Annotated in this window: 19 protein-coding genes; 3 read left to right on the top strand and 16 right to left on the bottom strand. The window is 52.6% G+C overall.

Annotated elements, in window-relative coordinates:
• Positions 1-417: 417 nt before the first annotated feature.
• From ATI14_RS02375 to ATI14_RS02365, 3 genes are read left to right on the top strand one after another with little or no spacing between them, the layout of a single operon-like run.
• Positions 418-1719, top strand: coding sequence for a hypothetical protein (locus ATI14_RS02375; RefSeq protein ID WP_080520237.1), 1302 nt, complete (start codon positions 418-420; stop codon positions 1717-1719).
• On the top strand, positions 1716-3707 hold the full coding sequence (locus ATI14_RS02370; RefSeq protein WP_080520236.1) for a phospholipase D-like domain-containing protein: 1992 nt from the start codon (positions 1716-1718) through the stop codon (positions 3705-3707). The genes ATI14_RS02375 and ATI14_RS02370 overlap by 4 nt, the downstream gene beginning before the upstream one ends.
• Positions 3704-6337 (top strand): DEAD/DEAH box helicase, encoded by a 2634-nt coding sequence (locus ATI14_RS02365; RefSeq protein ID WP_080520235.1) that lies wholly within the window; start codon positions 3704-3706, stop codon positions 6335-6337. Before ATI14_RS02370 ends, ATI14_RS02365 begins: the two co-directional genes overlap by 4 nt.
• Positions 6338-6996: 659 nt before the next feature.
• Here ATI14_RS02365 and ATI14_RS02355 read toward each other — a convergent pair.
• From ATI14_RS02355 to ATI14_RS02275, 16 genes are all read right to left on the bottom strand, one after another.
• Positions 6997-8211 (bottom strand): helix-turn-helix domain-containing protein, encoded by a 1215-nt coding sequence (locus ATI14_RS02355; protein ID WP_080520234.1) that lies wholly within the window; start codon positions 8209-8211, stop codon positions 6997-6999.
• Between the two features lie 18 nt (positions 8212-8229).
• Complete coding sequence (locus ATI14_RS02350; RefSeq protein ID WP_080520233.1) at positions 8230-8907, bottom strand: hypothetical protein; 678 nt, start codon at positions 8905-8907, stop codon at positions 8230-8232.
• Between the two features lie 379 nt (positions 8908-9286).
• Entirely contained in the window at positions 9287-10543 is a 1257-nt protein-coding gene (locus tag ATI14_RS02345) for an integrase domain-containing protein (RefSeq protein WP_080520232.1), read from the bottom strand.
• A 752-nt stretch (positions 10544-11295) separates the two neighbouring features.
• Positions 11296-13560 carry an nSTAND3 domain-containing NTPase gene (locus ATI14_RS02340; protein WP_080520780.1) on the bottom strand — a complete coding sequence of 755 codons (2265 nt, stop codon included), beginning with the start codon at positions 13558-13560 and terminating at the stop codon, positions 11296-11298.
• 141 nt (positions 13561-13701) lie between these two features.
• The gene (locus tag ATI14_RS02335) at positions 13702-14547 is read right to left on the bottom strand and encodes a hypothetical protein (RefSeq protein ID WP_165448249.1); all 846 of its coding nucleotides are present in this window, start codon (positions 14545-14547) and stop codon (positions 13702-13704) included.
• Between the two features lie 304 nt (positions 14548-14851).
• Positions 14852-15994: a hypothetical protein gene (locus tag ATI14_RS02330; RefSeq protein ID WP_080520230.1), complete on the bottom strand. Its 1143-nt coding sequence runs from the start codon at positions 15992-15994 to the stop codon at positions 14852-14854.
• Between the two features lie 179 nt (positions 15995-16173).
• Entirely contained in the window at positions 16174-17424 is a 1251-nt protein-coding gene (locus tag ATI14_RS02325; RefSeq protein WP_080520229.1) for an AAA family ATPase, read from the bottom strand.
• Positions 17425-17594: 170 nt separating this feature from the next.
• Positions 17595-18668: a PIN domain-containing protein gene (locus tag ATI14_RS02320; RefSeq protein ID WP_080520228.1), complete on the bottom strand. Its 1074-nt coding sequence runs from the start codon at positions 18666-18668 to the stop codon at positions 17595-17597.
• A gap of 1071 nt (positions 18669-19739) precedes the next feature.
• Complete coding sequence (locus ATI14_RS02310; RefSeq protein ID WP_080520227.1) at positions 19740-20435, bottom strand: hypothetical protein; 696 nt, start codon at positions 20433-20435, stop codon at positions 19740-19742.
• Positions 20436-20451: 16 nt separating this feature from the next.
• Complete coding sequence (locus ATI14_RS02305) at positions 20452-21813, bottom strand: tyrosine-type recombinase/integrase (RefSeq protein ID WP_080520226.1); 1362 nt, start codon at positions 21811-21813, stop codon at positions 20452-20454.
• Positions 21814-21969: 156 nt separating this feature from the next.
• Positions 21970-22260, bottom strand: coding sequence for a hypothetical protein (locus tag ATI14_RS02300; protein WP_080520225.1), 291 nt, complete (start codon positions 22258-22260; stop codon positions 21970-21972).
• The gene (locus ATI14_RS02295) at positions 22260-23540 is read right to left on the bottom strand and encodes an AAA family ATPase (RefSeq protein WP_080520224.1); all 1281 of its coding nucleotides are present in this window, start codon (positions 23538-23540) and stop codon (positions 22260-22262) included. Before ATI14_RS02295 ends, ATI14_RS02300 begins: the two co-directional genes overlap by 1 nt.
• On the bottom strand, positions 23537-23947 hold the full coding sequence (locus ATI14_RS02290; RefSeq protein ID WP_080520223.1) for a virulence-associated protein E: 411 nt from the start codon (positions 23945-23947) through the stop codon (positions 23537-23539). The genes ATI14_RS02295 and ATI14_RS02290 overlap by 4 nt, the downstream gene beginning before the upstream one ends.
• A 2-nt stretch (positions 23948-23949) precedes the next feature.
• Positions 23950-24240 (bottom strand): hypothetical protein, encoded by a 291-nt coding sequence (locus ATI14_RS02285; RefSeq protein WP_080520222.1) that lies wholly within the window; start codon positions 24238-24240, stop codon positions 23950-23952.
• Positions 24237-24419 (bottom strand): hypothetical protein, encoded by a 183-nt coding sequence (locus ATI14_RS31115; RefSeq protein WP_080520221.1) that lies wholly within the window; start codon positions 24417-24419, stop codon positions 24237-24239. Before ATI14_RS31115 ends, ATI14_RS02285 begins: the two co-directional genes overlap by 4 nt.
• A 377-nt stretch (positions 24420-24796) precedes the next feature.
• Positions 24797-25051: a helix-turn-helix transcriptional regulator gene (locus ATI14_RS02275; RefSeq protein ID WP_080520220.1), complete on the bottom strand. Its 255-nt coding sequence runs from the start codon at positions 25049-25051 to the stop codon at positions 24797-24799.
• Between the last annotated feature and the right edge of the window lie 33 nt (positions 25052-25084).

Genomic DNA, 25084 nt, shown 5'->3' with positions numbered 1-25084 from the left:
CGCTGGTTCAGAAGTAAAACAAGACGAGTAAATGTCGAACATGCCCGCGACATATTGTGTCGCGCGCGACGTCTGGATCGTATAAACAGCGGTGTGTAGCACTCACCGCGAAGTCAGCCGGGTTGTGGCCAGTCGTTCAGCGGCAGGGCAGCGGGGTACGAGAAGAGAGATGAGGCGTGGATAAATCAGAATGGCCACAGACATTCGCAACTTCCTTGTGCGTGTAAGCGTGAGTGCCTGCGAGAGAGATCTACTGCACGATATCGGCATGGGGCAGACAAGCTTTAGTTGAGACTTGTAATGTCGATCATGGAGTCCCTCCGAAGCTACATGGACGGGATTGTGGCATTTTGCTACCGTTGCCGGCGATGCGCCAGCTCAAATGCTGACTCGCTGCAAACGCAAAGGAAGCCTTTTATGAGCATGACCTGGGGACTCTCTGGTCCTGAACAATTGGACGGCGAGAGACGCACCCGCACGCTTGATATTGGCGCCGCAGTGCGTGAGTACAACGAGCGCGCTGTCCCTGGCATGGGCGGCGTGTGGTACGCCAAACAGCTGTTTTTGGCGATGCTGGGTATAGCGCTCGCGCAGAAGTTGTGCGAACGCAAGTCGAATGTCTCGAACATTAATGCGGCCAACGCCATTGAAGCGTTGGGCTGCTACTACGCGCTCAAACAGAACAAAGGCCAGGGTGATGCCCGGGTGCGGGGTTCGGAGAAACTGCGTGGCAAGGCGAATTTCGACTTCAAGACCCTGTGCAAGCCAGGGTTCTATGTCAGCCAACCGATGCGAATGGGGACCGGCCAGGCATTGTTGGCCCTGGGTCTGGTGCGCGCGCAGGGTGAACGATTCAATGCCTTTACCTGCACGGCCTTTGGTCATGAATTCGTTAACGCCTGCTGTGGGGATGACGGAGCGCTGTTAGAGGAGTTGGTGCAGTGGGCACTACGAGGCGATTCTGTAGATAGGTTGAAAGGCCCCGTTTCCGGGCTGCTCTCGCCTCTGCAAGTATTACCCGCACAGGCCCGTGCGCTGTTGTCTCGCCGTATCGATGCGGAACTCTCGCCAGCCAGCGGTGGCTTGCGACGTGCAGCCATACGTGGCTGGGTACGGGCTCGTCACGCCATGTCGGAAGCTGTGTTCGATTGGGCCGAGCGACCCGATGAAATCGACCCCGAACACTGGAACGACTTGCATTATGGCGCTCTGTTTTTTCAAGTGCAGGATGCCGCCTACGACGTGCTGAACGCGGTGGAGCAACACATGGCGGTGTTGAGCACGCAGCGGTTCGAGTTAGGGAGTGTCCTGCCCGAACGCATCTCGACGCACATCACTCACTTGCGCGAAATGGCCCGATTGTTCCTGGATAACCCTCAGCGGCAGCGAACCGATCCTGTCGCCTCGACCTTCTGCCATGAGTGTATAGATCCTGATAGTTCGATCCTGTTGGCCAGTCTGGTGAGCCGCGACGGTCGGGTTCTGCGCCTGCAAGGCAACGACATTCTGCCTGGCGGTGCGTTCCAGTATCAGGTTTTGGAGGTCGATACTGGCCAGGCTGTTATCGAGGCCCAAGGCGAGGCTTCCCAAGCCGCTCTGCCAGCCTGGATTTCCCATCGCGTAGGTCGCTTGCATCGATTGGACCTGGATCTCCAGGGCCAATTGAGCGCCTGGCTCACCCCGGCTCCAGCAGTAGCCATTGAAGAGGTAAGTCTATGAGTCATGCTCCTGCCTCTCTGGCCAAACACTTCGAAACGCCGGACGGTTTTACTGGCCACTTCGGTTGGCTGTGCGGCTTCTCGGCTGACGACAGGTTTCTCAACGATGCGCTTGAGCGTTTCAGCCACCAGCAAGCCAATCAGCGTGCCTATGCCGGGGAAACGCTATTGGCACTGATGCTGGACCCGCGCGCGATCCAGATTACCCCGGTCGAAGTGCCGGGCCTGTTGCATTTACCTTGGGCGAAAGCCGATTTGCCATTCAACCTGATGCACGCCAAGGTCGCGGTGCTGGGTTACCGCAGCACTGACAAGAGTGACGCCTGGTGTTTGCGTTTGCTTGTGTCCACCGGCAACTGGACCCGGCAGACATTAGAGCAGAGCCTTGACCTGATCTGGCGCCTGGACCTGTGCAGCGACGAACTGGTAGTACCCACCGAGGCAACGCAGCAGGTCCGGACAGATATCTGCAGCGCCTGGAGTTTACTGCTGTGGCTACGTGAGCATTACGACGACCGTGCACTGCTCGCCAACCCGCTGACAGCCAAGGCCGTGGCGGATATGGATGCGATCCTGCTCAAACAGGTCAAGCCGAAAGCTTCCGGATTGAACGCACGTTTCTTCGATAACCGAAAAGCGTCGCTGCTCGCCCAACTGCCAGCCCGAGTCGTTTATGCCTCGGGTCGAGAAACGGCGCGTAACTACTTGGCCATGGGCTCGGGTTTTTATGAGTCTTCAATGCCCGGTGAGCATGCATCGGTCCCGTTGAGCATCATCAGGCGCTTGCGCGGTGAAAAAGGAGAACCGCGTCTGCTGACGGCGACCAGCACTGTAGATCTGTTTATCAACGAGGCGAGCTGCCAGGGCATTGCAACGGCAGCCGCGAAATTGACGGCTGCCAGCGTCAGCGTACGACCTGCGGCTAAGCCGGCCTACTTTCCTGACGTGCAAAAACGCACCTTGCATGCCAAGTTCATTTTCAGCGCCAGCGAGACCCGGCATTCGGAAAAAACAGCCAGCCCATGGCTGTACCTTGGCTCGGGCAATCTCACCCGGCAAGGCTTCACCCTGAAGATGGGGCGATCGACGGGCAACCTTGAGGCCGGGGTGGTATTCGCTCCGACGCCTTTGAACTGGTACCCGGCAAAATCGGGGGGCGCTGATCCCGAATCGATTGGTTATTATCTGCCGATTCAGTGGGAGCAGGAATGCGTCCCTGAGACGCTGCAGCAAGGCAAGGATCTTGAGGTGGGGAGCGAGGTGTTCAGCGCAGCGCCCGTGGCTTACTTGAAGTGGCGGGACACGGATACAGCAGAGCAAGGCTGGTTGAGCGCCGATGATCGCTCGCGGGGCGATTACTCAGTGCTGGATACGTCGCGACAGCCTTGTGCATATGTTGAGGGTCAAGGCTTCGCCTGGTGCGGACCACGACCGCGGCAGGTGGTTGTCAGTTGGCAAGAGGCGGGTGCAACGCATGTCATGACGGTGCCAGTGCTGGATGGGTTTGGCCGATTGGCGGCCACCGAGCTGCCAGAAATCAGCCTGGAGGATGCGTGGATGCAACTCGACAGTTTTCCACAGTCGCCCAGTGAAGAAGAACTGCCCGACGCGTTCGACGATAGCAAGCGCTCTGCCGACAAACAGGGAACCATTGCGCCAGGAAAAGAAGCGGCGCGTTACCCGATCCGGCAAATGATGGAACTAATCGAAGGCATCGCCGCGAAACAAACTGCGTTGGAGCCTCGGGATTGGCCGGTGTGGTGTGCCCGACTGGAGCAGTCGCTCATTCAGGCCGCCGGTTGCGGGTTGTTGCAGCAGTTTCTGACACTCGAAATCAACCCCATCCATGCCTTGCGTCAACCTGCGTTCAGGCCTCGTTTTGCCGAGACAGTGGACCATCCGGAAGGGCTGCGCTACGAAAACGCACTGAGCAATATCGAGGCCCATTGGAAACTCGACACCTCACACCCCCTGGGAGTCCTGCCATGAAACGGGTCGCCTTCAGTTGGGCAGCCGTTGCGGCTTCACTGCGTGAGCGGGCGATGCAACAGCAACAATTTGCAGATGACGCAGGTGAGGCGGCTGCGCATCTGAATCCAGGCCAGCGAGCCAGCCTGCATGCGTTGGCCGATCGAATTGGCGAACACGGGGTAGTGCTGGCCGACGAAGTGGGTATGGGCAAGACCCGTATCGCTGTCGAGTTGATTCGCGCAGTCAAGGACGCTGGCGGTCGAGCCGCCGTCATCGCCCCGCCAGGGCTGGGCTATCAGTGGCAGGCCGAGTTGAAACTGGGAGGCGTTACAACTCCCGCTATGTTGCGTGGTCTGCTCGGCTACTTTGAAGCCAGAAGTGCCGAAGAGGTCCTTGATAAAAAGCCATGGTTTCAGGAGCCAATCCTGGTGCTGTCCCATACCTTTGCCAACTGGCGTATGGGCGAGAATGCAACGCGCTGGCGCAGAGAGTTGGTGCCGGAAGTCTTCGCACGCTGGCGCAAGGAGGCAGGTTTCAAGTATCCAAATGGCTACCACCTGTCAGGCTCTTATGATGAAAGGGTCAAGCGAGCCGCTGCCAGCATTGTGGCGCGTATCAGCGAAGACGCCGCGCACCCCGCTTACACCTGGTTGACTGACGTCACGACCGGGCATGCCTGGCCAAACCCCGATACTCACACCAATTACCGCAGCGGTACTCCTCATCGGAGTTGGCTTGAACAGGTGGTCGGGTTTGGCCTGGGCTCCTTCGACCTGCTGGTGATCGACGAAGCCCACAAAAGTCGCGGCACCGACAGCGGCCTGAGCCGGTTGCTCGGTAACCTGGTGCAGGGAACTCAGCACAGCCGTCGCTTGTGCATGACAGCGACTCCTGTGGAGCTGGATGTCGAGCAATGGCGGCAAACCTTCGAACGGCTTGGTCTCGACGAAAAAGTGCGCGATCAACTTCAGCCTGTGATCAACGACTTTGCGCAGGCCATCCGTCATCTACGCGCTCATTGGCGTTCCAGCGACACGGCCCGTCAACAATATCAGGCTGCAGCCAGTGCCTTTCAAACGACGTTGAGCCCCTATCTGCTGCGCCGGGATAAACGTGAAGACGCCGACGTTTCACGCTTCGCCCAAGAAACTCAGGGGGAAAGCTATCGCAACACCCAAAAGTCCGTCAGTGTGGATGTACGCACGCTGAAGTTACCTTGGAGACAGGCCGTGTGCGCAACCGAGGCGCTGTCCGTGGCCTCGCGACTGGACGAAAACTCAACGGCAAAACGCTTGCGATTGACCCTAGCCAATGGGCATGGCATCGCTGACCTACTGGCGCAAATTAATGAACCAGCGGAGCCTTCTGCCCTGCCGGATGAGGGACAGTCCAGCGCGGTCGATGACAAGCGCCAGCAACGCGTGCAGTGGTGGTTGAAGACGGCTGCGCAGGCGTTTCAGAATCCCCACCACTTGTTTGAGCACCCGGCAATCCTGGCCACCATCACGGCCATCGAAGCCGCACACGAGCAAGAGGAAAAGGTGCTGGTGTTCGGCCGTTTCACCGCACCCATGCGGGCCTTGGTCCGGCTGCTGAACGCGCGTGAAATGCTAAGTAGCCTTGAGGCCGGCCGTTACTGGCCGCAGAGCGTAATCCATGCTCGTGCCGACGAGCCCGATGACCATTCGGAATGGGCAGCAGTGGAGATTGCGCACCGTCAGCTGAATTGCCGGCTGAAACTCAGCTCCATCCCTGAGCTGCTGGCCAATCAATACAGTACCCACAGCACACGTCGTGAGCAGCTACGCCGGCGTCTGCTCGGCTGGTTGGATGCGGGACTGCCCGAACATGAGCAGGTACCCCGCGCGATGTTCAAACACCTTCAGGAGGCTGAGCTCAACAAGGATCTGGTGGGCACCGCCGAGAAACATCCCGTAGCGCTGTTTACCCGGGCGATCCTCGACTTCACTGGCGGGGACGTCGAACATCTGACGCCTGAGCAAGCGTGCACCGCCTTTTGCCAACTACTGAGCGCTGCCGGCGACCAACACACGGACGATAATCCTCACACACCGGATACCGGCGAAATTGCGTTGCAATGGGAACTGCTACTCGCCCGTCTACAGCCTGAGTTTGCCCACCAGGAGGGTGGTTTCGCTCGCCTGATGTACGGCGGCACTGAACAATCTACCCGCCGCTTGTTGCAACTGGCTTTCAACCGCCCGAACAGCTTTCCCCGTGTTCTCGTGGCCCAATCCACCGTCGGCCGCGAAGGCCTCAACCTGCATCTGGCATGCAAGACCGTCATCCTCATGCACCCGGAGTGGAACCCCGGGGTAGTCGAACAACAGATCGGCCGAGTCGATCGAGTGGGCAGTCATTGGAGTCGCCGGCTGTGCGAAGCGCTGGCGCGGGGGAGTCCAGCGGCAGAGTTACCGCGCATTGATGTGCATCCAGTGATCTTTCGAGGGACTTACGACGAGCATAACTGGCAGGTCCTGTTGGAGCGTTGGGATGACCTGCGTGCTCAGCTACATGGAGAAGTGATTCCTGCTCGAGAGGCAGAGGGAGATTTGGAGTACGAGGAGGTGTTGGCGCAATTGCAGAAAAGTGCGCCTTGTTTTTCGCCGTTGGGGCGAAATATTTGAATCGGTCTCAGCTCTCCATCGGCCTCTCAAGGTAACTTGTATGGGGCCATCTCCATCACTGAGGAGTAATCCTTGTCTTTCGGTTTTCCGCTTTGAGCTGGCGATCAGAGAGTCATGAGGCTCTCCATGCTTATGCGCTACTGGAAGGAATGGTGCCGCACTTCAATTACTCAGATGGGGATAATAGTGCGCAGAAGCTGCTCTAAGTTGTGGGGTCGCGCTCGCGAAAGAATTTGCATCTGTTTTCGGAACCGGTCGTAAAAGGGGAGGATACGACGTGTATGCGCCCACGCGAATGTTAGCAGCTTGTGTATTAAACTACGACGACGTGTGAGACGAAGTAAGTTTTTCTGTTGGTTTACTGATTGCTGTTTTTTGGTGATGGTGTGGTTTGTGGATCGTGCTCTATTTGAGGGGCTGGCTTTTGCAATTCCACGGGCATTGTTAGACGGGAGATCAGGCTTATTTTTTATAAGTTCTGCAACGACCCCGAAAATGATTACCCCAACCATAATGATCAGTAGTGCGGTGAGACCTAAGTGTCTTCACCAGCGGGTGACCGAAATCAGAAAATTGAGATGTCGATGCTGTTATGCGCCCGGGTACCACGCCTTGCGTGATTAAATCGGTTGCCACTTATACGGCAGCAACTGATCTTTTTATGATGATTTCTTAGGGAAGTGTAAGACCTTTTGATGGCCGTTGGCTATAGTTGAGTTGCTTGTTTTCGAACTGGAAGTTCGAAGTCGAAGGTCCAGCACTCTATCTTTGCTGCTCGTTGAAAAGTAGTCTTTAGGTAAGTTGCATAGTCTCTCAAGCCTAGCGGTGGGTAGGCCTAATTCGTTTCTCAACTGATCCTTTGATAGAATTTTGTTTTCCACAAGCATTTGTACGCTGCGTGAAAGGAGTTTTGGCTGCTCAAAAGGTATTGAGTCGTCTAGTGGTTCTGACTTAACCCATCCCCGAGCTGACCTAGCTTTCCAAAGTCTTATACCTGCTTCAGGGGAAACCAGCTCCAGATCAATGCACCTCTTGATCATTGAGGCAATTGAAACATTCCATCGAGGTTTCATTGAGTGGAAAGTATCCAGCGTCGCGTAGCTGACTTCGTGACTAAAGCTCTCCGCAGGCATTAGAAACGCGCTCGCAAAACGGTGAGCCTGTCTTTCAATTAAGTCATAATGACTCAAGTATTGTTCATTAGAAATTTTGCTATGGAGTACGATATGTCCAAGTTCGTGAGCAGCGTCAAACCGATTCCGCACGGGAGCGGCTTTGTCTGCGGCAAGGAGTACATAGGGGCGGTTATCAACTAACGACCATTTCGAAATTCCATCCATTTTTACATATCCGATTTCGTCCCTTGCTACAATCACCCCTGATTTCTCAAGTGTGTGGACTACATCTTTTATTGGTCCATTTCCGAGGCCCCATTTTTCTCGGAAATTAGTGGCAAGCCGCTCAATGTCAGAATCATCGATCAGACGTGCGTCATCACCCTCGAAAAGTGGGATATCGACAGGCGGAAATTCTAAGGCCTCCTGAAGTTTGTATGATATCTCCTCAAGCCAGTTAAGACGAACTCGTCCGATTTCCCAAGACGACTTATGAGTGCTCACCTGGCTTCTATAGAAGCTAGGATTGGTTTTATGGCCCTGAACGGGAGCTTCCAGTAGCCATTTTTCTGTTGTGAAAAATATCTCGCAAAGGCGGTTGAAGCTTTGAGCTGATGGGCAGCTGTCGCCTTTTTCCCACTTTGATATATTGCCTGCCGCGCACTCCAACTTTTCAGCTAGTTCAGTCTGCGTCATATCTGCAGAAAGGCGGAGCTGTTTGAGGCGTTCAGGTTTAAAACCTTGAATACCTATGCGCATGATACATGTACCTCAACGCTATTGATCATCTTCTAAATCAGTCTTTTCTTCTTCACTCCGCATCCTAATACGGAGTTTTGGCCATACGGAATCATCAGACTCATCATCAGCTTCGTCTTCGTAGCTCAACAGAAGTTCCTGAACCGTGCACCATAAGTGGAACTTATCTAGATTGTTGGCATAAGGCACTGCAATCATCAGTCCTTGCGGCTTTGATTGGTCTAGGGTGCTTTTGGTAGCGGGCGACAAAGGAGCTATGATGAGATTCAGGCTATCCGTGGCCAGCTTACCTAGCAGATCTTGGCCTTCGAACAAGTCTGGATTTCTCTGGAGGTGCTCCAGATACGTGTTCAATCTCGAATTCTTAAGCCGACCTTTTGAGGGGCGGATTTTCTTCCGCCATGGTACGACCGATGCGGTGATGAGTGTACTTCCTGCTTTAAGCAGGGCAAATTGTTCCCCGTTGTGGGATGCGGAGACACAATTACCTTGCCAAGAGCTCTGACCGATCAACACGTCCTGCACGAAGAAATTTCGATCTTGTGCGAGCTTTCGATGTGTTGGAAGGTTCCGAAGGCCTTTGCTCTGTTCAAAAGCACGCTCATACGCCAGGTTGACGGCGTCCACGAGCTCCTCAACCTGGCCTTTTGAGGCCTCGGTTCTCAAAAAACGCAGAATATCTTGTTTTAGTGACATTGGGCTCTCCGATCGAGGATCTTCTTAAAGCGGAATTTATCACTAATTTTCTTCCTTTAGAAGAGCCGATCTAATCGCCGGGAGCTAGTAAGACCTTTTTTGTAGGCTTGGCCTTGATTGGGATGACCAGAGATGCCAATACACCCTGCGCAACCAGTTGATTCGTGGCGATGCAACCTGGGATAGCAGCGTCAACCGGGCGCAATTGCGTGATTGTGGGAATTGGTCTCACTGGTGATTGTGCTGATGCTCGATAACCCACGCACGCTCTGAGGAGTCGTCTGTCTCCCGGTGGTTAGAATCAAGTTCTTTGGGGTTGAACATTTTTGTACATAGACATGTTCAGTGTCCATGCGGGGCCATATCTCGCCGTAACTTGCTATCGCATCGAAACGACTTTCAGGCCTTTGGTTCCTTGAATGGCTGAAACTGAAAGGCTGCCAGTCGCAGCATGCTGAATGTGCTCGCTCCACCAGGCCATCATCGGGCGTCTGCGCTCGATGTAGTCCGCTCGGTTATAGGCGCTGCGAACCTCGTCTTTATCGACGTGGGCAAGCGCTACCTCGATCAGCTCCGGATCCCAGCCGTGTTCGTTGAGGATAGTACTGGCCATGGAACGCATACCGTGGCTCACCAATCTACCTTCAAATCCCATACGTTTCAGGGCCATGTTCGCCGTCTGACTGTTGCAATGATCCCGTGGGTCTCTGTCAGCTGGGAACACGTATTCTCTGTGGCCGCTGTAGGGCTTTATTATCTCCAGCAGAGCAAGTGCGTGTTCGGTCAGTGGTATGACGTGCGCACGTCGCTTCTTCATCCGCTCCGCTGGGATCGTCCAGATTTTCTTGTCTAGATCGATGTCAGTCCAGGATGTCGTAGCGGCTTCCGCTGGGCGAGTCATTGTGTGAAGTTGCCATTCGATCAGGCAGCGCGTTGTTCTTTTTATGCTCGCATTAGCAATGGCAATCATCAGCTCTGGCAGTTCTTCCGGACGGAGGGCTGCCATGTTTTGTTTTTTCGGTTTCTTGAAAACGGCCCGAATACCACTGAGCGGGTTGGCGAAGATCATTCCCGAGTTCACGCCGTAGGTCATGATCTCGTTAAGTCGTTGGGTCAGTCGCTTCACTGTCTCCAGGCTGCCTTTAGTTTCCAAAGGGCGCAGCAGCTCGATGACCCTCGGGGCATTGATTTGCGAGATAGGTGTTGTTCCCAGCGATGGAAAGACATGCAGTGTGAGTGAGCGCCAGATGTCTTCGGCATAAGCTTGAGTCACAGAATCCTTTTTCAGTTCAAACCAGGCAGACGCCACGTTCTCGAATGTGTGCTCGGTTGCCTGTCTTTTTGTCTGCTCCAGCTCGCTACGTTGTTCTTTCGGATCGATGCCCTGAGCGAGAAGCTCTCTGGCTTCGACCGTTTTCTTCCTGGCTTGCGAGAGCGAGAGTTCTGGGTAGGTGCCGAGGCCCATATTGATGCGGTTTTTGGTAATCGGCTGCCGGTAGTTGAAGTTCCATAGCGTAGAGCCATTAACCCTCACACGCAGCTGTAGACCGTCTCCATCACTGAGGACGTAGTCCTTGTCTTTCGGCTTTACCGCTTTGAGTTGGCGGTCAGAGAGGCGGGTGGCTTGGGCGCACATGAGGTGTTCCATGACATCAATTGGTATTCCAAAAATTACCACTGAAGGGCTTGGAATACCATCTGGAATACCCGATGTCGTGGATTGTGCCGGACGTCAATGGACGCCGGTAGACCCAAAAGCCTTGATTTTGCTGGGTTTCAGGCACAAAAAAAGACGTCCGTGGACGTCTTTAGATGATTGTTTGGTGGGCCGGGGCCGTTTGAACTTGGTTGTAATGTTCAAGTAATCATTGGGGTTTGTCTGCTTAAAGGACTCAAGGCATACACGTTGGCATACATGCTGCCCGCGCCTGTGAAGCTTCCGGCAGCAAAAATGACTAGCTATGGATTATTCGCAGGGTCATAACCTCAAATCACATTTCTACAACTGGATTACTACTCGTTACGCTAGCGGTTGGACTCCTCGTTGAGCAGTTGAACCGATATGAGAAGGTGTGCATCCGACTTGACTACCTCGTTGCGTCGTCATCTTCCCAGGGACACGCATCCGACTTAAACGGTCATTTGCGTTCGCGCTGACTGGCAGTTTTCATTTATTGGGGGGGCAAACATTAATGGGGTGCGTCAGTCAGAGCGAAAGGGCTGCCTCCGGCCAATAGCAGCCGGTCGCTAAAGGCTGCTTTCGGCCAATTGCTGCCATTCGTGACAGACAGAAGTCGGCCAAATTTAAACCTTGAAAGTGCCTAGAATCTTAGGTCGAATCAAATCCATTATATTATCCATCCGCAATATTAATTCAGGATAAATGGTTTAATCTCGCGAAAACAAATCGTCAATTGGATCGATAGCACTGAATGTTCGCTCGGACCAATTCGTGCGTTGATCTCTATAAGACTCATAATCTGGCTCATGCTCTGGCTCATTAAAATATTTATCATAGAACTTATCCACATCAACCAAATCCACAACACTATCAGCAACGCCTGATGAGTTATTAGCACCCAACTCGGCAGCCTTTTCATCCATTAGCTCAATAAATTTTCTGCGCGCTGCTGTTTGCGAGCCACCATCAGAAAACACTTCTGCATCTGGGAACTCATCTTCAACTGACGCGATTAGATAATCCGTGACGACTTGATCATATGAATCATAAAGCGATTGATGCTCTACAACTTCAAAGCATGCGACAAGCTGACTTAATATTAGTAATTCGTCATGATTTGGGTCATTGTCGAAGGCTTCATCCAAGAATGCTTCCACAGTCATTTTATCAACATTCCCACTGCGCAGCGCCCATAACAGTACTCGTGCCGATGCCAGGAAGGATCGGCAGCACTTCTCTCCGCCAATAAAACTAATAGCTTTTAAGAGACCTTGGTCAGATAAGCTAAATTTATTGCCAAGCTCAGACCTTGCAATGCATAATTGAGCTACAAATTCGGCGGTAGATCCAAGGAAATTAATATCTAAAACGGATGAAAAAACATGACCTGTCACTTCGGTCGCCACGCCGGTGCTGATTATTTTATTATCATGCATATCCTTCAGCGTCTTCAATGAAGATTGTGTCTTCAGGCTACCAAAACACTGCCGCAAAACAGGGGGGTTACTGGCATATCTGTTGAATATAAAGTCACCTAAAGACGGGTTGAACAACCGAACAAAAGGCTGATTTTCGCCTAATATTAATCTCGTTAGCATCGAACCAGATAGGTGGCGGAGGTTTATTATAAAATCTTTTTTCCCAGTAAGACTGGCGGCTCCTGGACTCTCTAGATATCGCGCAAATGCCTCTGAAAGCTCAGGCTCAGTAATCACGCGCCCGTTCATAGCGACCAGCAAAACCAAGGCACGACCACAGTCATCTAGTTGCGCTTGAAATGGATGATCCCAGACCTGAGACGGATCATCTAGCAAACCAGTTGTATGAGCCCAGTAAGACTCAGATGTGACATCCTCCAATCGCTGGGCATCGGTAATAAATCGGATTAGCCGAGGATTAAAATTTCTATGATCAATAATAATTCGATAACGTTTATGCGAGTACAAGTGCTCCACGTACTCAGCATCTATTTCAGAATGCCAGATATGATTGTAAAGAATTCTAGCCTTATCAATCTTTTCCAAGGATTCAAGGGTAATCTCAAACTCATTTCTATTTATATTTGAGTTATGGAAAACATCGTTTAAGATTCGCCCCTGATTGAGAATAGTAGTTCGAGATGTCAATACGAATCGCTTTTTGGGGTTTTTGACTATACGCCTAATAAAACCTACAATTTTGGCGCCCTCATGGCCAGAAAGCGCTTCTAAGTAATTGCGACCCAAAAAGTCATCAAAATAGAAAATTTGCTTTGAGTCAGGGTCAAATATGCTCTCGGCCTCTTTAATGTCGTCAGAAATAACCGAGAGCTCAAAGCCGTCCGCGACGTACTGTAAAATTAGCTGTCCAGCCAATGTTGTCTTGCCAATGCCAGCTGGACCAGTGATGATAACAACACTCGTAGATTCCAGTTTATCAATCGCTTGATTATGATTTGCTGTGGCTACATACAGCTTAGAGGCCTCAATTATCTCGCCAAGCTCAAACTGGCTCCTATCATGTATGGGCTTATTAAGCATATACGCAAGAACATTTGAGCTAGCAATCCAGAGCTTATAGTGTCGTCTTTCAACATCTGGATATTTCGCGAGCATATCACTCAAATCCTGTCGACCCAGTATATCCGCCGGAGACAAAACAAAAGGTGAAAGCTTCTGCATCAAAATTTTCTTATCATTCAATGAGAGCGAGTGAGACAAGGCTAAGATATATCGACTTGGCGATAATTTCTGAACTTTAAGGCTTTCAGAATCTGCAATAGATTTAACGAGCTTTTCTAACGGCGTCGAAATCCAATGCTTACACTGGAGAATCCACTCATCCCCCTCGGACCTAAAAAAGCGCCCATCCACTCCCGCGTCACGTCCGGGCTTGAATCTTTCGAATCTAACCCCTTCCCTTGCGCTTAGCAGGTCAGCGCAAAAGACTTCGAACTCTTTATCGTTTAGCCGCGAAAAATCGTAATCGCTCACAAAAGCCTCGCTCAGAAATGCACCACATGCCAATGAACCGCTCAGCATGAGATTGTAGTTGTTGGAAGCTGCAAATGAGCCATCGCAGTGATAGCCGCAATGATGCGTGCTTCCTTGGGCTGGTGAGCCATTTGAAAGCCATCATTGAGGCCACCTAGAGGACGCTCCATTGGCCTGCTGATCGTGCTCTTCTAGTAAAAAGGTGAGATAGCTGCGAGCAAGGTTGCAATACAGGCGCGCCTCGTGAGGCTGAATCGCGATGCCTTCTTTTAGATCGGTTCCGTGGCGGACGCCGCCTCCCGTCGGCGATGAAAGGTAGCCGTGCAATGTCGTCATCCAGGTCAGAATACTTTCCTGCGCCTTGCCCCGCTCCCGTTTTCTCATCTCGTTGATGATTGGCCCGAAATACTTCCCCTGAATCGTCACTGTGTCCTCGCCCATACCCCGAAAGGCTGTCGTGATCGACTCCAGAAGGAAAAGAGTTTCTTGAACCGCGCGCCGGCCCTGACCTGCATCGAGCAGCCGTTCAGACTCTGCCAGGCATTCGTCGATAAGCGCGTGGGCCTGTTCATCTAGCGAGGGTGCCAAACGCGGTACAGTGATCGGCGTGTAAGCGCGCGTTGCGATTAAATCAGGCAGTTGAATTTCATAGCCCGCATCATGCTCCGCCATGATGGCGTTGATAATTTGGAGGTCTGGCACGCCCAGTCCGGACTGTTCGAGATCTACGCAGCAGTTCCAAAAAGCCTCGATAAACAAAGGCGCATTCTCAGCCGAGCTATCCATGAGCCGAGATAAATCACTCCACGCCCAGTCCGGACTGCTGCTTCGACCAGTCCCGCCGAAGCCGTTTTTGCATTGCTCAACTACTTGCCATACATTCCCCTGCGATGCAATTTTTTCAATCAGATTATAAAAATCACGGACGACGCCTTGCGGGATTGGCCCCGGGGATTTGAAACGCCACGACTTATCGAACTTTAGCAATTCATCTGTCCTCACAATCATTCAGAAACCCGTGTTTAGTGGCCGCCCCAAAGTACAACAGGCACCTAAACTTTCAAAGTTCAGCGCTTCCGAATGGCCGTTCATGGCCGTTAGCGATCACTTCGGGTTGCTCAGAGACGCCTCCAATCGGGCTAGCCTGGGGTCGAAGTCAGGCAAAAAAAGAAACGACGTGATTTTGCCCTGTGGGCGACACAGGACGGGAAATCTTACTTGCTGATCCTCTGTAGCCCTGGATGAATAACTTTCAGCTGTTCAGCTGGAGTGGGTGAGACACGTACTCGAACTACTTCACGACTCGGACGTTGATATTGAATCGACGGCCGTGCGCGTCAATGGTCATCTTTCCCTCGCCTTCAGTCGCACCCGGTGGCAGTTTATTGGACATAATGAGTACGGAGCTGCCATCGGCAGTAAGCTTTCGGATGAATATTAGATCTGCGTCATATGGAGCTTCGGGCTTCTGCTCGGTATTGCTGTAGTTCCAGCTTGCCTGTTTCAGCATGACATTCATTGAACCATTGTCTCGATACTCCTTACCGTCCCACTCTTTTCGGAACTGTCGCCCGCTTAGGCTAACTTCCAAAATATCGTTTTCTTTCATTTTAAAGCCGAAGCTCTTCGACAGCCCTGGCTCGCTTAGATCTTTTGCTGAATTGAAAAGAAGTTGATCAATAGTTTCCGGCCCGTCGACGACATTGACTTCAACGGTCCTGGTCACAATCTTGCTCGCGAGAGCCTTCACGTTGACTGGAGTAGAGTTCGGAATGAAAATGCTATCTAACTGTACGGCAAGCGTTAGCGAATATTTTCCTGCTATTCTTCCGCGAAACGTAAGGGCGTTAGGCGGGTTCATATTCGGTTGATCTTTAGAGTACGTGCCATTGATATCGATATCAGTATTGCTTACCAAAGGCTGAAAAAACGACTTGAAATTTGAGTGCTCCTGGAAGGCCTGAATTCTGTAGATGGATGTGTAAGCTGTGCCGTCGCCGCTGGGGATTGGGACAAGCGGATAAATCAGCTTGCCATCTTTGTTGAAAGCATAAATAAAGACGGAATCCTCCGATGGATTCACGGTTACCTCCAGCGGATTGGTGGTCGAGGTACGCTGCCGTTGATAATCGTAAGCGCTCCCCCTCTTCTGGCTCGTATGAACAGTTACTAGCTCTGGCACAACGATGACATCTGAAGGAATAAGTTCCTCTAGGTTAGATATGACGCCATCCTTGTTGATGGGCTCTACCGTAGGGACTTTCCAATTATTTTTCATAAAGTCGTAGAAGTTGCTGGCCTTCAACGCCGAATTTCCTCCCAATATATCGCTGGTCTCATTTTCCCCGACCGGGCTCAGTACATATATTGATTGGGCACATGCCGTCGAGGAAAACATGGTCGAGAGCAACAGCGCAAACAACAATCTCATCATGTGGAATTCTCCTTTTTTAGTAAGTTTATCGCCCAGCACTTATATCTAATCATGCGCAGAAAATTTCGCCCTTACCGACAGCGGCATCATCCGAAATACTGGTAATCGATGTCCGCTTTTGGCCGATTGCGGCCTCTCGCGAAGGGCAGCTATCGGCCATTCATCACGATTTTTAAGAGTTATCTCACGAAGTTCTTCTTAATAACTTTTGATTTGCTAGGGTCTTTTTTTAACATGAGCTTGATACACATCAGGTACATAGGGTCCCGGACGGTGTAAGCTCCTGACTGCTCGTTCCTGATCAAAAGAGGACTGTCACCAGCGGCGAGATCGGAAAGGATATTACCTATCCCCATATGTTTTACAGCAGTACTAGGGAATTCAATCCTGATCCGCTTATCAATGTCGTTCGCATCGAATTGGTGGCTCGAAATCCGGCCTATACAATAGATCGCTTGGTTTCTACGAGCAACGGTCGTGTCACGGCTATTTAGATGCCCTTCGATGGCTGTATAGCAAGATCGGAGCCCGCTGAGCAACCATTCTTCGTCGGCTCTTTCTAGCAGTTTCGTGTCATAGGTCCAATTGTTGTCCTCTATTTCATGGGCGAGCGCTTCACAATATTCATGAACACGTTGTGCTATGCCTAATGTCACCGACCAAATATGATCAGCGACCTCAATGTACTGCGGTCCGGTGAGGAGAATATCGAGCTGAGCAAACCCCTTTCTGATTACTTCTTGGACTTGCCCCGAGTCAAGTCCTTCGACCTTTCTTATCTCGAATATACGATTGGCGACGGAATCCGAGTTCTTAGTTTCACGAAAATACTGTAATACACCGTTAGGAACCCCAACGATAAGGAAATTGATGTTGCACTGAGAGTAACGACTATCGTCTAACAGAATGATCAGATCAGCTAGCTCAGACATCCGCTCAGGCGTATCAAAGATAGACTCAAGGTTATCGAGAACGATAATTTTCTTCTGCGCTCTCCCGGCAGCGCCACTATCTGCGAAAAGCCGAAACGCCTTGAGTAGTGGATCTTCTTGCGCAACGGTATAGCTATCAGTGTGCTTCAGCGCTCCCTTTAGGAACGCCGCGCTCACTTCCGCAGCTTTCTCTTCGCTATATCCAAGCTTTGACGCCGTGCCAGGCTCTGTGATCGCGCCGCATATTTCTTCGGTGATAGACTTGTTTCGAGAGGCATTCGCACAGTTCGCCACCACGTAAGGTAAGTCGTTCTTAGCGAGGGCGACTTTAAACAACCACGTCTTACCGTTCCCACTCTCGCCGAATAACAGGGTGTGACTGTGCCTGCCCAACGCCCGCGCAAGGTCTTTCTCCAGCCTAGGACGGGCAACGTACATTGCTGGATTAAGCTCCCTTGCTCGCGGCGTAAAGACCTCGTTAATTGCTTTCCTGCTCATATTGCTTCCATTATTGGGTTATTAAAGTCGGGATCAGAAAATATGAAAAAATCTTGACCTGATCCCCAGTTCATAATTTTTCGACTCTAATTTCTTCGAACTTAATTAGTCTCGTTTAAAATTTATTTACTCTTCAGAAACTAATATCAAAATCCCTCAGCGCTGAGAATTTAGTAGTAGTCTTCTGTCCCGTTTTCTTCAACCGAAACTTCGATCCCGCCACTTAGTCCAGTAACGTAAATTCCTAAATTCTGTATCTCAAAAACGCCACCGTCCACTTGGTAGGAAAGTTCTAGCTCGACGGTTAGATCTAGCTTTCCTTCTTCCTCTCTGGTCGAATCATCAAATGTGTAGACCGTACCTGACTCTCTGTCATAGGTGCCGTTATTAAAGTCGGGGCCGGTGACAGTAACTAAATACTTTACCTCTATATCAAACGAGATCTGGCAGGTCTCATCATCAATATGAATTATTGATGGCTCGAAGTCGCTCACCTCTGAAACAGTCAAGCTTTCTACTTCCGCATCTTCCCAGCTTGACGAATTATAGATATCCGCTGACTCGACCTGATTTATAATTTCTTGATTGATTGTGTTCCTCTCGGCCTCTATTAGATTTTTTATAAAGTCTGAGCGTTCTTGGTCGTGTGCGTTATACAGGTCGAGCAGTTTGCTAAGACTTTCAATAATTATAAATCTGGGATTTTCTAGGCAGAATGCTATGAGGTCCTTATCTTCTGAAACGACGTAAATTTCTTCCTGATCGCGAAGATGTCCTTTTAGAGCAAGCATAGTAAAGGCATCGGGAAATTCTGTTTTCTTTTTTCCTTCTTGAAAAGGTGCTTCCCTTTCAAAATACATCCTGATTAATTCATCGGGATCGACTTTACTCAGATCAAGTACGGTAGTGTTTGATTCATCCAGAAAGTCTGAGAACACTTTCAATGCATGACTCTCCACATCATCTTTGTCGAATTGAGCAAAAAGGCCGCTGATCGCCGCGTCAGTTGAATGAGTCAGAATCTTCGCTTTTCGTCTGAAATCTTTTACTCCGTTCAGCGCTTCACGAATGTGGTCGGAAATTTTTCCATCGACCTCGCGAACCACAATCGTACTAGTGATGTGGTTTAGCTCGCCATCGCTGCAAATTTCTTTGAATGATTCGATTGTACGAGACGAAAACTCAAGACCTGCCTTTACGAAGAACTCCGTGTCGATGAAAACGTTCCGTGTCTGAAGAGGCATAGGTGATGCTCCGCTGATGGCGATGTGCCTACGTGGATCCTCGCTTGAGACATGAGTAGATGCAAGTGCTTTGCTCTGAACGTTTTCTACCCGCTTCTAGAGCTGGTATCCACCAATGCAACAAAAGGGGTACAGAATTATCCTTTCCATAATCTGGACGTCCGCTCATGGCCGATTGTGTTGAAAAAGTCGGTTTGTCCAAAACGCTCGGAGACTGATAGGTAAAAACACCTGTTTTGCGTGCTGCTATGTGAAATTCGAGTCGTGAACCTTCTGCCAAAAACACAGATTTCAATCTCGGGCGCGAACTTTTCTACCGTGGAAACCGAAGCCGACTTTTTCAACGCAATCGGCCGAATACAGACTACCAATCGCAACCGCTGTCTGCCCGTGCTCTACCGTTCATCGCTACGTAGTGCACTGGCCTGTTTTATCAAAAAAATGAAGTCATCGTATGGCGATACATGTGCTTTTTTTGTTATTGCTTTGAGATAGTGGTGGGCGGCATGGCTTGGTCGGCCCAGGCCGTTTTTTGTTACCCGGTAGCAGTCGATTTTGTTACCCATGCTGTTACCCAACTCAGGTAAAAAGGTCTGCGGCGGGTAACAAAAATGGAGCCGCGCTACGACCTAGTTACAAGTCCGAGAGCCCGGCGGGCTAGAGCGTTGAGCTATTGTTTAGTACGCCACTGATACTCGTCATTGGTGGCTAATATTTCTGTTACCCAAATTTCAAAAGCTTTAGCTAGAGGCGCAGCGCGGCGCGCAATGCCCACGCTGCAAGAAGAGCCAGGAGGGACCCAGGATAGGGGGGGAGGGGCATGCCCCTCAAAAGCTATCGGGTGGCCTTTCAGTTGCAACTGCAAAGGGTTGTACTGAAATCTGACGGGAGTGATATCTACGGCGATAGGGCGGAATGAATTACTGTCGTGTGACTTCGTCACGGCAGCGCTGCACGGGCACACCGTCATGTAGTGCGTACAACCCCACGTGTTTTGTGTGCGTGTCGTGCGTATTAGCAGCGCCGACCAAAGCAATCGTTAGGGTCAGCGCTGCATGAGTGTGGTGCGGTTTACGCCCTGGAGATATTCAGACCTACATTCCTTAGTTCATCTGCTAGCGCCTGAGTTTCGGCATCGCCCAGCGCCTCGTCGCGCAGCCAGGGTATGGGCGCGTCGAGCATCTTAATACTGGTGGTATCGCGTTGAACCTTGTAGCTGTTAGGAATGGCGAAGTCCGCTACACGGATTTGCTTGAGCATGCTGGTCGCTAGAAATTCACCAGCGCCCAGAGCGTGTAGCGTTCGATCCGCAGCACAAGCATCTGCCATGGGGCCGCCGATTTCGGCCAAGACTTGAATGTAGCGGTTGATAGCGTCGTGGCGGATTTCTTTTAGCCAGGCAATGGTTCGTTCACGGCGCTCTTCTTTGAGCTGTTTAACTTCGGCCAACCTATCGGCTCGTTTTTCGGTGAGTATTCTGATTGCGATAGTAGCAGCCTGGCCGTCCTCGATTGCCTGGCGGCTAGCGCGCTCTAATTCTTCCTCGCGAGCGTTCAGGTCCGCGACATCCGCCGTGGTCTTGCACACGAATGCCATAGCCCTACGCTCCGCACGCTCGTGGCTCAGTTCGTCCAGTTGTGCTGCGATGGTATCGGCTACCTGTGAGGCGGTCTCAGCACGCTGAATGTCGCTGCTGATCTGCTCGATGATGGCAAAGCCTTCGGAGATGGCTTTGCTCAGGTCACTGATCTTCTTGGGTGCTTTCATGGTTTGACCTCCAGGGTCAGTTATTGGTGTGTGGTTTTTTGCAATGGTGTGGACGTTGGTCATGCGTAATTTCCCGGCCTTCGCCGATTAACCTCCTCCCTTGGGATGGATGGGGGGAATCGTTGGAGGCTAAGCCGTCTGCGGTCTGCATGGGTGATGCCTCTCCCGCGTGTCCCGCATATGTCTCAATGTGCAAGGCCATGAAGCCATGCCCATCAAGGTGCTGATGCCACGTCTCCAGGGCCTTGCGTTTCATTCCCTCGGCAGTGGTGTGGATGTAGGTTGCATCGAGGTCTTTCATGGCGTGGTTCAACAGCATCTCGCCCACCATGTAATCCACCCCCAGATCCGCCCACGCGGTGCGTGCCACCTTGCGCAGGTCATGACTCGACCATTCGCCCTTGGTCATCCCCTTGAACAAGGTGCTGGCCGTGGACGCGCTAATAGCCCCACCAGCGCGCCCCGGGAACAGGAATGGCCCTTGATACCCAGTAGCCTGTTGAGCGGCCTGGTAACGCTCGATCAGAGCGCAGGCTTGCTCGGTCAGTGGCAACGTGTGCTCGGCCTTAGTCTTGGTGTCCTCTGCTGGGATAAACCATTGGCGTGTGGTGAGGTTGAGGTTCTTCCAGCGGGCCTGCCGGGTTTCGCCCAGTCGGGTGCCGTGACAGAGCATCATCAGGGCAAGCATGGATTCCAGCGGCGCAAGCTCGATCCGTTCGGCCAGGTCGTGCAGCAGCGCTGGCAGGTCATCACCACGCAACCGAGCAGGCTTGGGCTTGATCCGGGTTTGCACAAAGTCGGTGTACTTGAGGTCAGCCACGGGGTTGATAACCAGCAGTGCCAGGCGAGTGGCTTGCCGGAACGCCACCGCCAGCACGCCGTAGACCGAACGCACGAACGACAGCGCGAAACGCTCTTGCATCGGCCACATCAGCAGGCGGTCAAGGCTGGCCCGGTCGAGGCTGGCCAGCTCCAGCGCTTTTAGCCGGGGCACCAAGTGGCAACGTAACGCGGACTGGGCGCTGGCCTTGCGCTTGGTGGACAAGCCACGGTCACGGCTCATGCGGTCGGCGTACCAGGTCAGCACATCACCCACCTTGGTCCAGCTGGTGGTGGTCGAGGTGGCATCCGGGTCAATAGAGCGTCGGGCGAGGATGGCAGGCAAAGTGGTCTGCATCAGCTTGGCATTGATGCCGGGATAGTTTCCGGCCTTACCCCACTTACCGCGCACCACGACGTGCCAGGCGCCCTTGGTGCGGTCGGTGGTTGAATAGCGGAAACGCAACTCGGGATAGCGGTGATCGCGCAACTGGCGCACAGGGCCAGCGGCTTGCTTGCGTATCTCGGCATCGGTGATGTTTACGTGCAGCGTGTTCATGATTCCAGTCTCTGAGTTTGCGTCCGCCATTGGCGGGAGTTAATGCGTTCAAATTTGAGCCCATCTCTGGTACCGATCTGGTAACGGTGCGAGCGTTAGTGGTCTTTCACCATTGGTGGATGGAGCAGATCCGCGCCATCCACCAATGGCGGGAACCTAGGCAAGGTCCGCGTCCGGCCAGCGCCACAGGGCTGCATTGAGGGCTTCCGCCCGGGTCATTGGCTCCCCAATCATCGTGCAGAGCGGTTTGCCGTCGCGCATGACCCGCCAATGGCAGCGGCGCTCAATCCCGTCATTCGAGGCCAGCTCAGCCAGCAGTTCGAGTCGGTGGTTTTTGATGTAGGCGCGCACCTGGTCATTGAGCTTGCTTGCGGGCGAAACCCGAACACGCTTTCCGCTCAATTTCGCCGAAAACCCGAGATTGAGCAGGTAGGCGAGAGCGGCCATCAGACTTCCTCCGAATCGTCATCGGTGAAGTTCTGCGGAGGTGCCTTACTGATTAAGCTGTTCCAGTCGTGCCCTTTTTCTCCAGTCGGGCCCATGTCTAAGGGTGGGCACAACTGGCCGTCAGAGGGCACGACTGGAGGGAATGCCGCGAACTGACCTTTCGCTTGAGGGAGCGACCAGCTCACAATTGTGTCGCCGCCAAAGCCGGACCGGGCTGTCACTACTGAGAGTCGCTCACGGGCGTTGCGGATCTGCTTTTGCGTATAGCCGTTGCCGGTCATCAGTCTTTTGGCTTCTTTCCCGGTCAGGGGCCCCGCGCTCAGGATTCGTCGGAGTGCTTCGGCTGGATCATCAGCATCATCCAGGCGATCTTCGTCGACCGACTCAACGTCACCCAGAATGTCCCGCGCCGATCCCTGTATCAGATCGCCCCACGCAACGTGCGTCGTTTCAATGCCTCCGTCGATGGTGCAGGGCTCGATGGTGTAGGACACGCCACCTTCGTCGGTGCCGATGTTGGACTTGGCCCGCGCCAACACCCTTGCATCAGAATCTTGCTGTTTGGCGGCGACCAGAACCGTTCGGGCCAGTGCCGAGAAGGCTTGCGAACCGATCACACGATCAGCCGGCGAGGATCCAGCGCCCCCCTTGGCAAAGTGGCTGATACCGACAACGGCGCAGAGATTTGCCTCGGCAAAGTCCACCACGCCTTGCAAGCCACGGCGAACGTCATTGGCCTTGTGCATGTCCCCTTTCACGGCACTGACCACTGGATCGAGCATCAGCAATGACACACCGCCCAAATCACGCACGGTGTCGCGCAGCAAACCAATATCGTTTGATGGGTCGAAGGGGTCAGCCTCGCCTTTAGCGTTGAGGCGCCCTTGAATAATGTGTACCCGGTTCACGTCAGCGCCAGCCGCGATCAGGCGCGGCACCAGCGTGTCTGCCGGGTCGTCTTCGCTCGACCAAATCAGAACATTGCCGCGCTCTTGGCAAAGCTCACCGTCTGGCCAGCGTCCGCCTGTGGTGATGGTCGCGATCAAGCTAATCAGCAGGGTAGTTTTCCCGGTACCGCCAGCCCCCGCGAGTATGTGCAACTTGCCTTTGGCCAACCAGCCAGGCCACAGCCAGCGAATGGCCACCGGTTTTATATCGGCTGCGCTGACCGCGTTTACCTTCCAGACGGCGGGGACTGTTGGCAATACTTTGAGGTTTGCCCCTTTGAGCGGCTTGTTCAGCTCCTCCCATTGCTCGGCGAACCTATCCTTATTGTTCATTTAACCCCCAGACGCTGTTTGGCGAGGTTGAAACGCTGCAGATCGTCGCCGGACAACTTGCCGTTATCGAGCAGCGCCTTTCCGATCAGGTAGACGGTGCGCTCATGTTCAATGGCCTGCTTACTTGGTCCGCGACGTGGCTGCTTTGTACCAGGGAATAGGTCGCGCAACTCCAGCCCAATTGCCGAAACAATCTCCTGAGCGGTACATCCGGCCCAGCACTTGAGCAAAAGAGTGCCGTCTGATGTTTCGGTTATTGCTAGGCTTGGGGATTTGTCGTCATGCGCAGGGCAGCACGCTTTCCATTTGTTAGTGCCGGAAGCTTTAACTTTGTCGAGACAACTAAGAACTTTATCCAGGCAAGCCGATCCCGCCAGCGCAACTTGGCGCTGCTTTAGAGTGGTCATGTTTATTTCCCGGGAATGAAGTCGTTAGTTTTTTCTAATTTTCCCAGCACGGAATAAAGCGCAGCTCTGGCGCTTTCAAGTGTATGGCTCACCATAAAGGCGCTATTGCCTTCAAGTGGAATATCCCCAACAGCCGCCTCTGTGAGGACATCCATCACACTGCCAATTAGGTCCGAAGCAATATACAAAGCGTTTTCAGCATCAATGTCGGGGTTGACGCTAAATACTTGTTGTTTATTGTGAGCGTGGGCAGGAGAAATAAAACAAACTTCGATAGTAGTCAGATGTTTCACTGTGCGCCTCCGGTCAACATGGCTTCAAAAAAGCGGGCACGGGTCATTTCGGCGTTGTAACGCTGATGGCGAACTTTGAGGCTGGATTTGCTCTTGAGTTGGGCGACAGCGCGAGCACGGTGACGCTCGACTTTGTTATGGACTTCGGACGGAGTAAGGCTGAAAAGACGGGTAAGCATGGGTGACGCTCCTTTTGCTGAGGAGCTGCCACATTCGTTACCAAGCGAATGGGTGGCAGCTGTACGCGGGTTGGTAAACCGGGGCAAAAGGAACCCGGCAGACCCGAGGGTCTCCCACGCACAGCCGCCATAAAACGGAAATGCGGACGCAAAAAAAGCGCCTGCAATCGTAATAGGGGCGCTGTTGCGCCTTTTGCTGATCGGGTTACCAAGCCCGGTCGCTGAATTTGCAGCGACCGCAAGACGATAACTGCTAAAGCTATCACTGGCAACCGATTTCGGCAGTCGTGCCCTTGTGCCCTCAGTAGTGCCCAGCCTGGGGCATGGGCACGACTGCACAAAAAGGGCACGACTGGAGCGGATAACGTTTGGGCCGCTCACTGTTGCACCCCCCCAGAGTGGTCGCCTTGGGCTTTGTCCCGAGCGGCAATCTTGGATTGCAGCCAGGCTTCAACTTCGGCCACGACGTAATAAACAGCCGATTGGCGGGAGTCACCGTCCTTGATGGGCTTGGGGAAGGTTAGGTCTTTCGTTTGGAGCTTGGCGAGGCCCGAGCGGGTCATTCCAAGCCATTGCCAAAGCGCGGATTGTCGGATTAAGCCTTTGCTTAGTGCTGGGTGATTTAGATGCATTCATATGCCTCCATCCGGTTGAGGCCTGCTACG

This window comes from Pseudomonas tolaasii NCPPB 2192, from assembly GCF_002813445.1.
In the GTDB taxonomy this organism is placed as follows: Bacteria; Pseudomonadota; Gammaproteobacteria; order Pseudomonadales; family Pseudomonadaceae; genus Aquipseudomonas; species Aquipseudomonas tolaasii.
The sequence above is the reverse complement of the archived record's forward strand: the minus strand, read 5'-3'. Positions and strand labels throughout refer to the sequence as shown.

Coding starts and splice junctions, on each gene's coding strand:
- ATI14_RS02375 (WP_080520237.1), top strand. CDS start 418: ATGAGCATGACCTGGGGACTCTCTGGTCCTGAACAATTGGACGGCGAG.
- ATI14_RS02370 (WP_080520236.1), top strand. CDS start 1,716: ATGAGTCATGCTCCTGCCTCTCTGGCCAAACACTTCGAAACGCCGGAC.
- ATI14_RS02365 (WP_080520235.1), top strand. CDS start 3,704: ATGAAACGGGTCGCCTTCAGTTGGGCAGCCGTTGCGGCTTCACTGCGT.
- ATI14_RS02355 (WP_080520234.1), bottom strand. CDS start 8,211: ATGCGCATAGGTATTCAAGGTTTTAAACCTGAACGCCTCAAACAGCTC.
- ATI14_RS02350 (WP_080520233.1), bottom strand. CDS start 8,907: ATGTCACTAAAACAAGATATTCTGCGTTTTTTGAGAACCGAGGCCTCA.
- ATI14_RS02345 (WP_080520232.1), bottom strand. CDS start 10,543: ATGTGCGCCCAAGCCACCCGCCTCTCTGACCGCCAACTCAAAGCGGTA.
- ATI14_RS02330 (WP_080520230.1), bottom strand. CDS start 15,994: ATGATGAGATTGTTGTTTGCGCTGTTGCTCTCGACCATGTTTTCCTCG.
- ATI14_RS02325 (WP_080520229.1), bottom strand. CDS start 17,424: ATGAGCAGGAAAGCAATTAACGAGGTCTTTACGCCGCGAGCAAGGGAG.
- ATI14_RS02320 (WP_080520228.1), bottom strand. CDS start 18,668: ATGCCTCTTCAGACACGGAACGTTTTCATCGACACGGAGTTCTTCGTA.
- ATI14_RS02310 (WP_080520227.1), bottom strand. CDS start 20,435: ATGAAAGCACCCAAGAAGATCAGTGACCTGAGCAAAGCCATCTCCGAA.
- ATI14_RS02305 (WP_080520226.1), bottom strand. CDS start 21,813: ATGAACACGCTGCACGTAAACATCACCGATGCCGAGATACGCAAGCAA.
- ATI14_RS02300 (WP_080520225.1), bottom strand. CDS start 22,260: ATGGCCGCTCTCGCCTACCTGCTCAATCTCGGGTTTTCGGCGAAATTG.
- ATI14_RS02295 (WP_080520224.1), bottom strand. CDS start 23,540: ATGAACAATAAGGATAGGTTCGCCGAGCAATGGGAGGAGCTGAACAAG.
- ATI14_RS02290 (WP_080520223.1), bottom strand. CDS start 23,947: ATGACCACTCTAAAGCAGCGCCAAGTTGCGCTGGCGGGATCGGCTTGC.
- ATI14_RS31115 (WP_080520221.1), bottom strand. CDS start 24,419: ATGCTTACCCGTCTTTTCAGCCTTACTCCGTCCGAAGTCCATAACAAA.
- ATI14_RS02275 (WP_080520220.1), bottom strand. CDS start 25,051: ATGCATCTAAATCACCCAGCACTAAGCAAAGGCTTAATCCGACAATCC.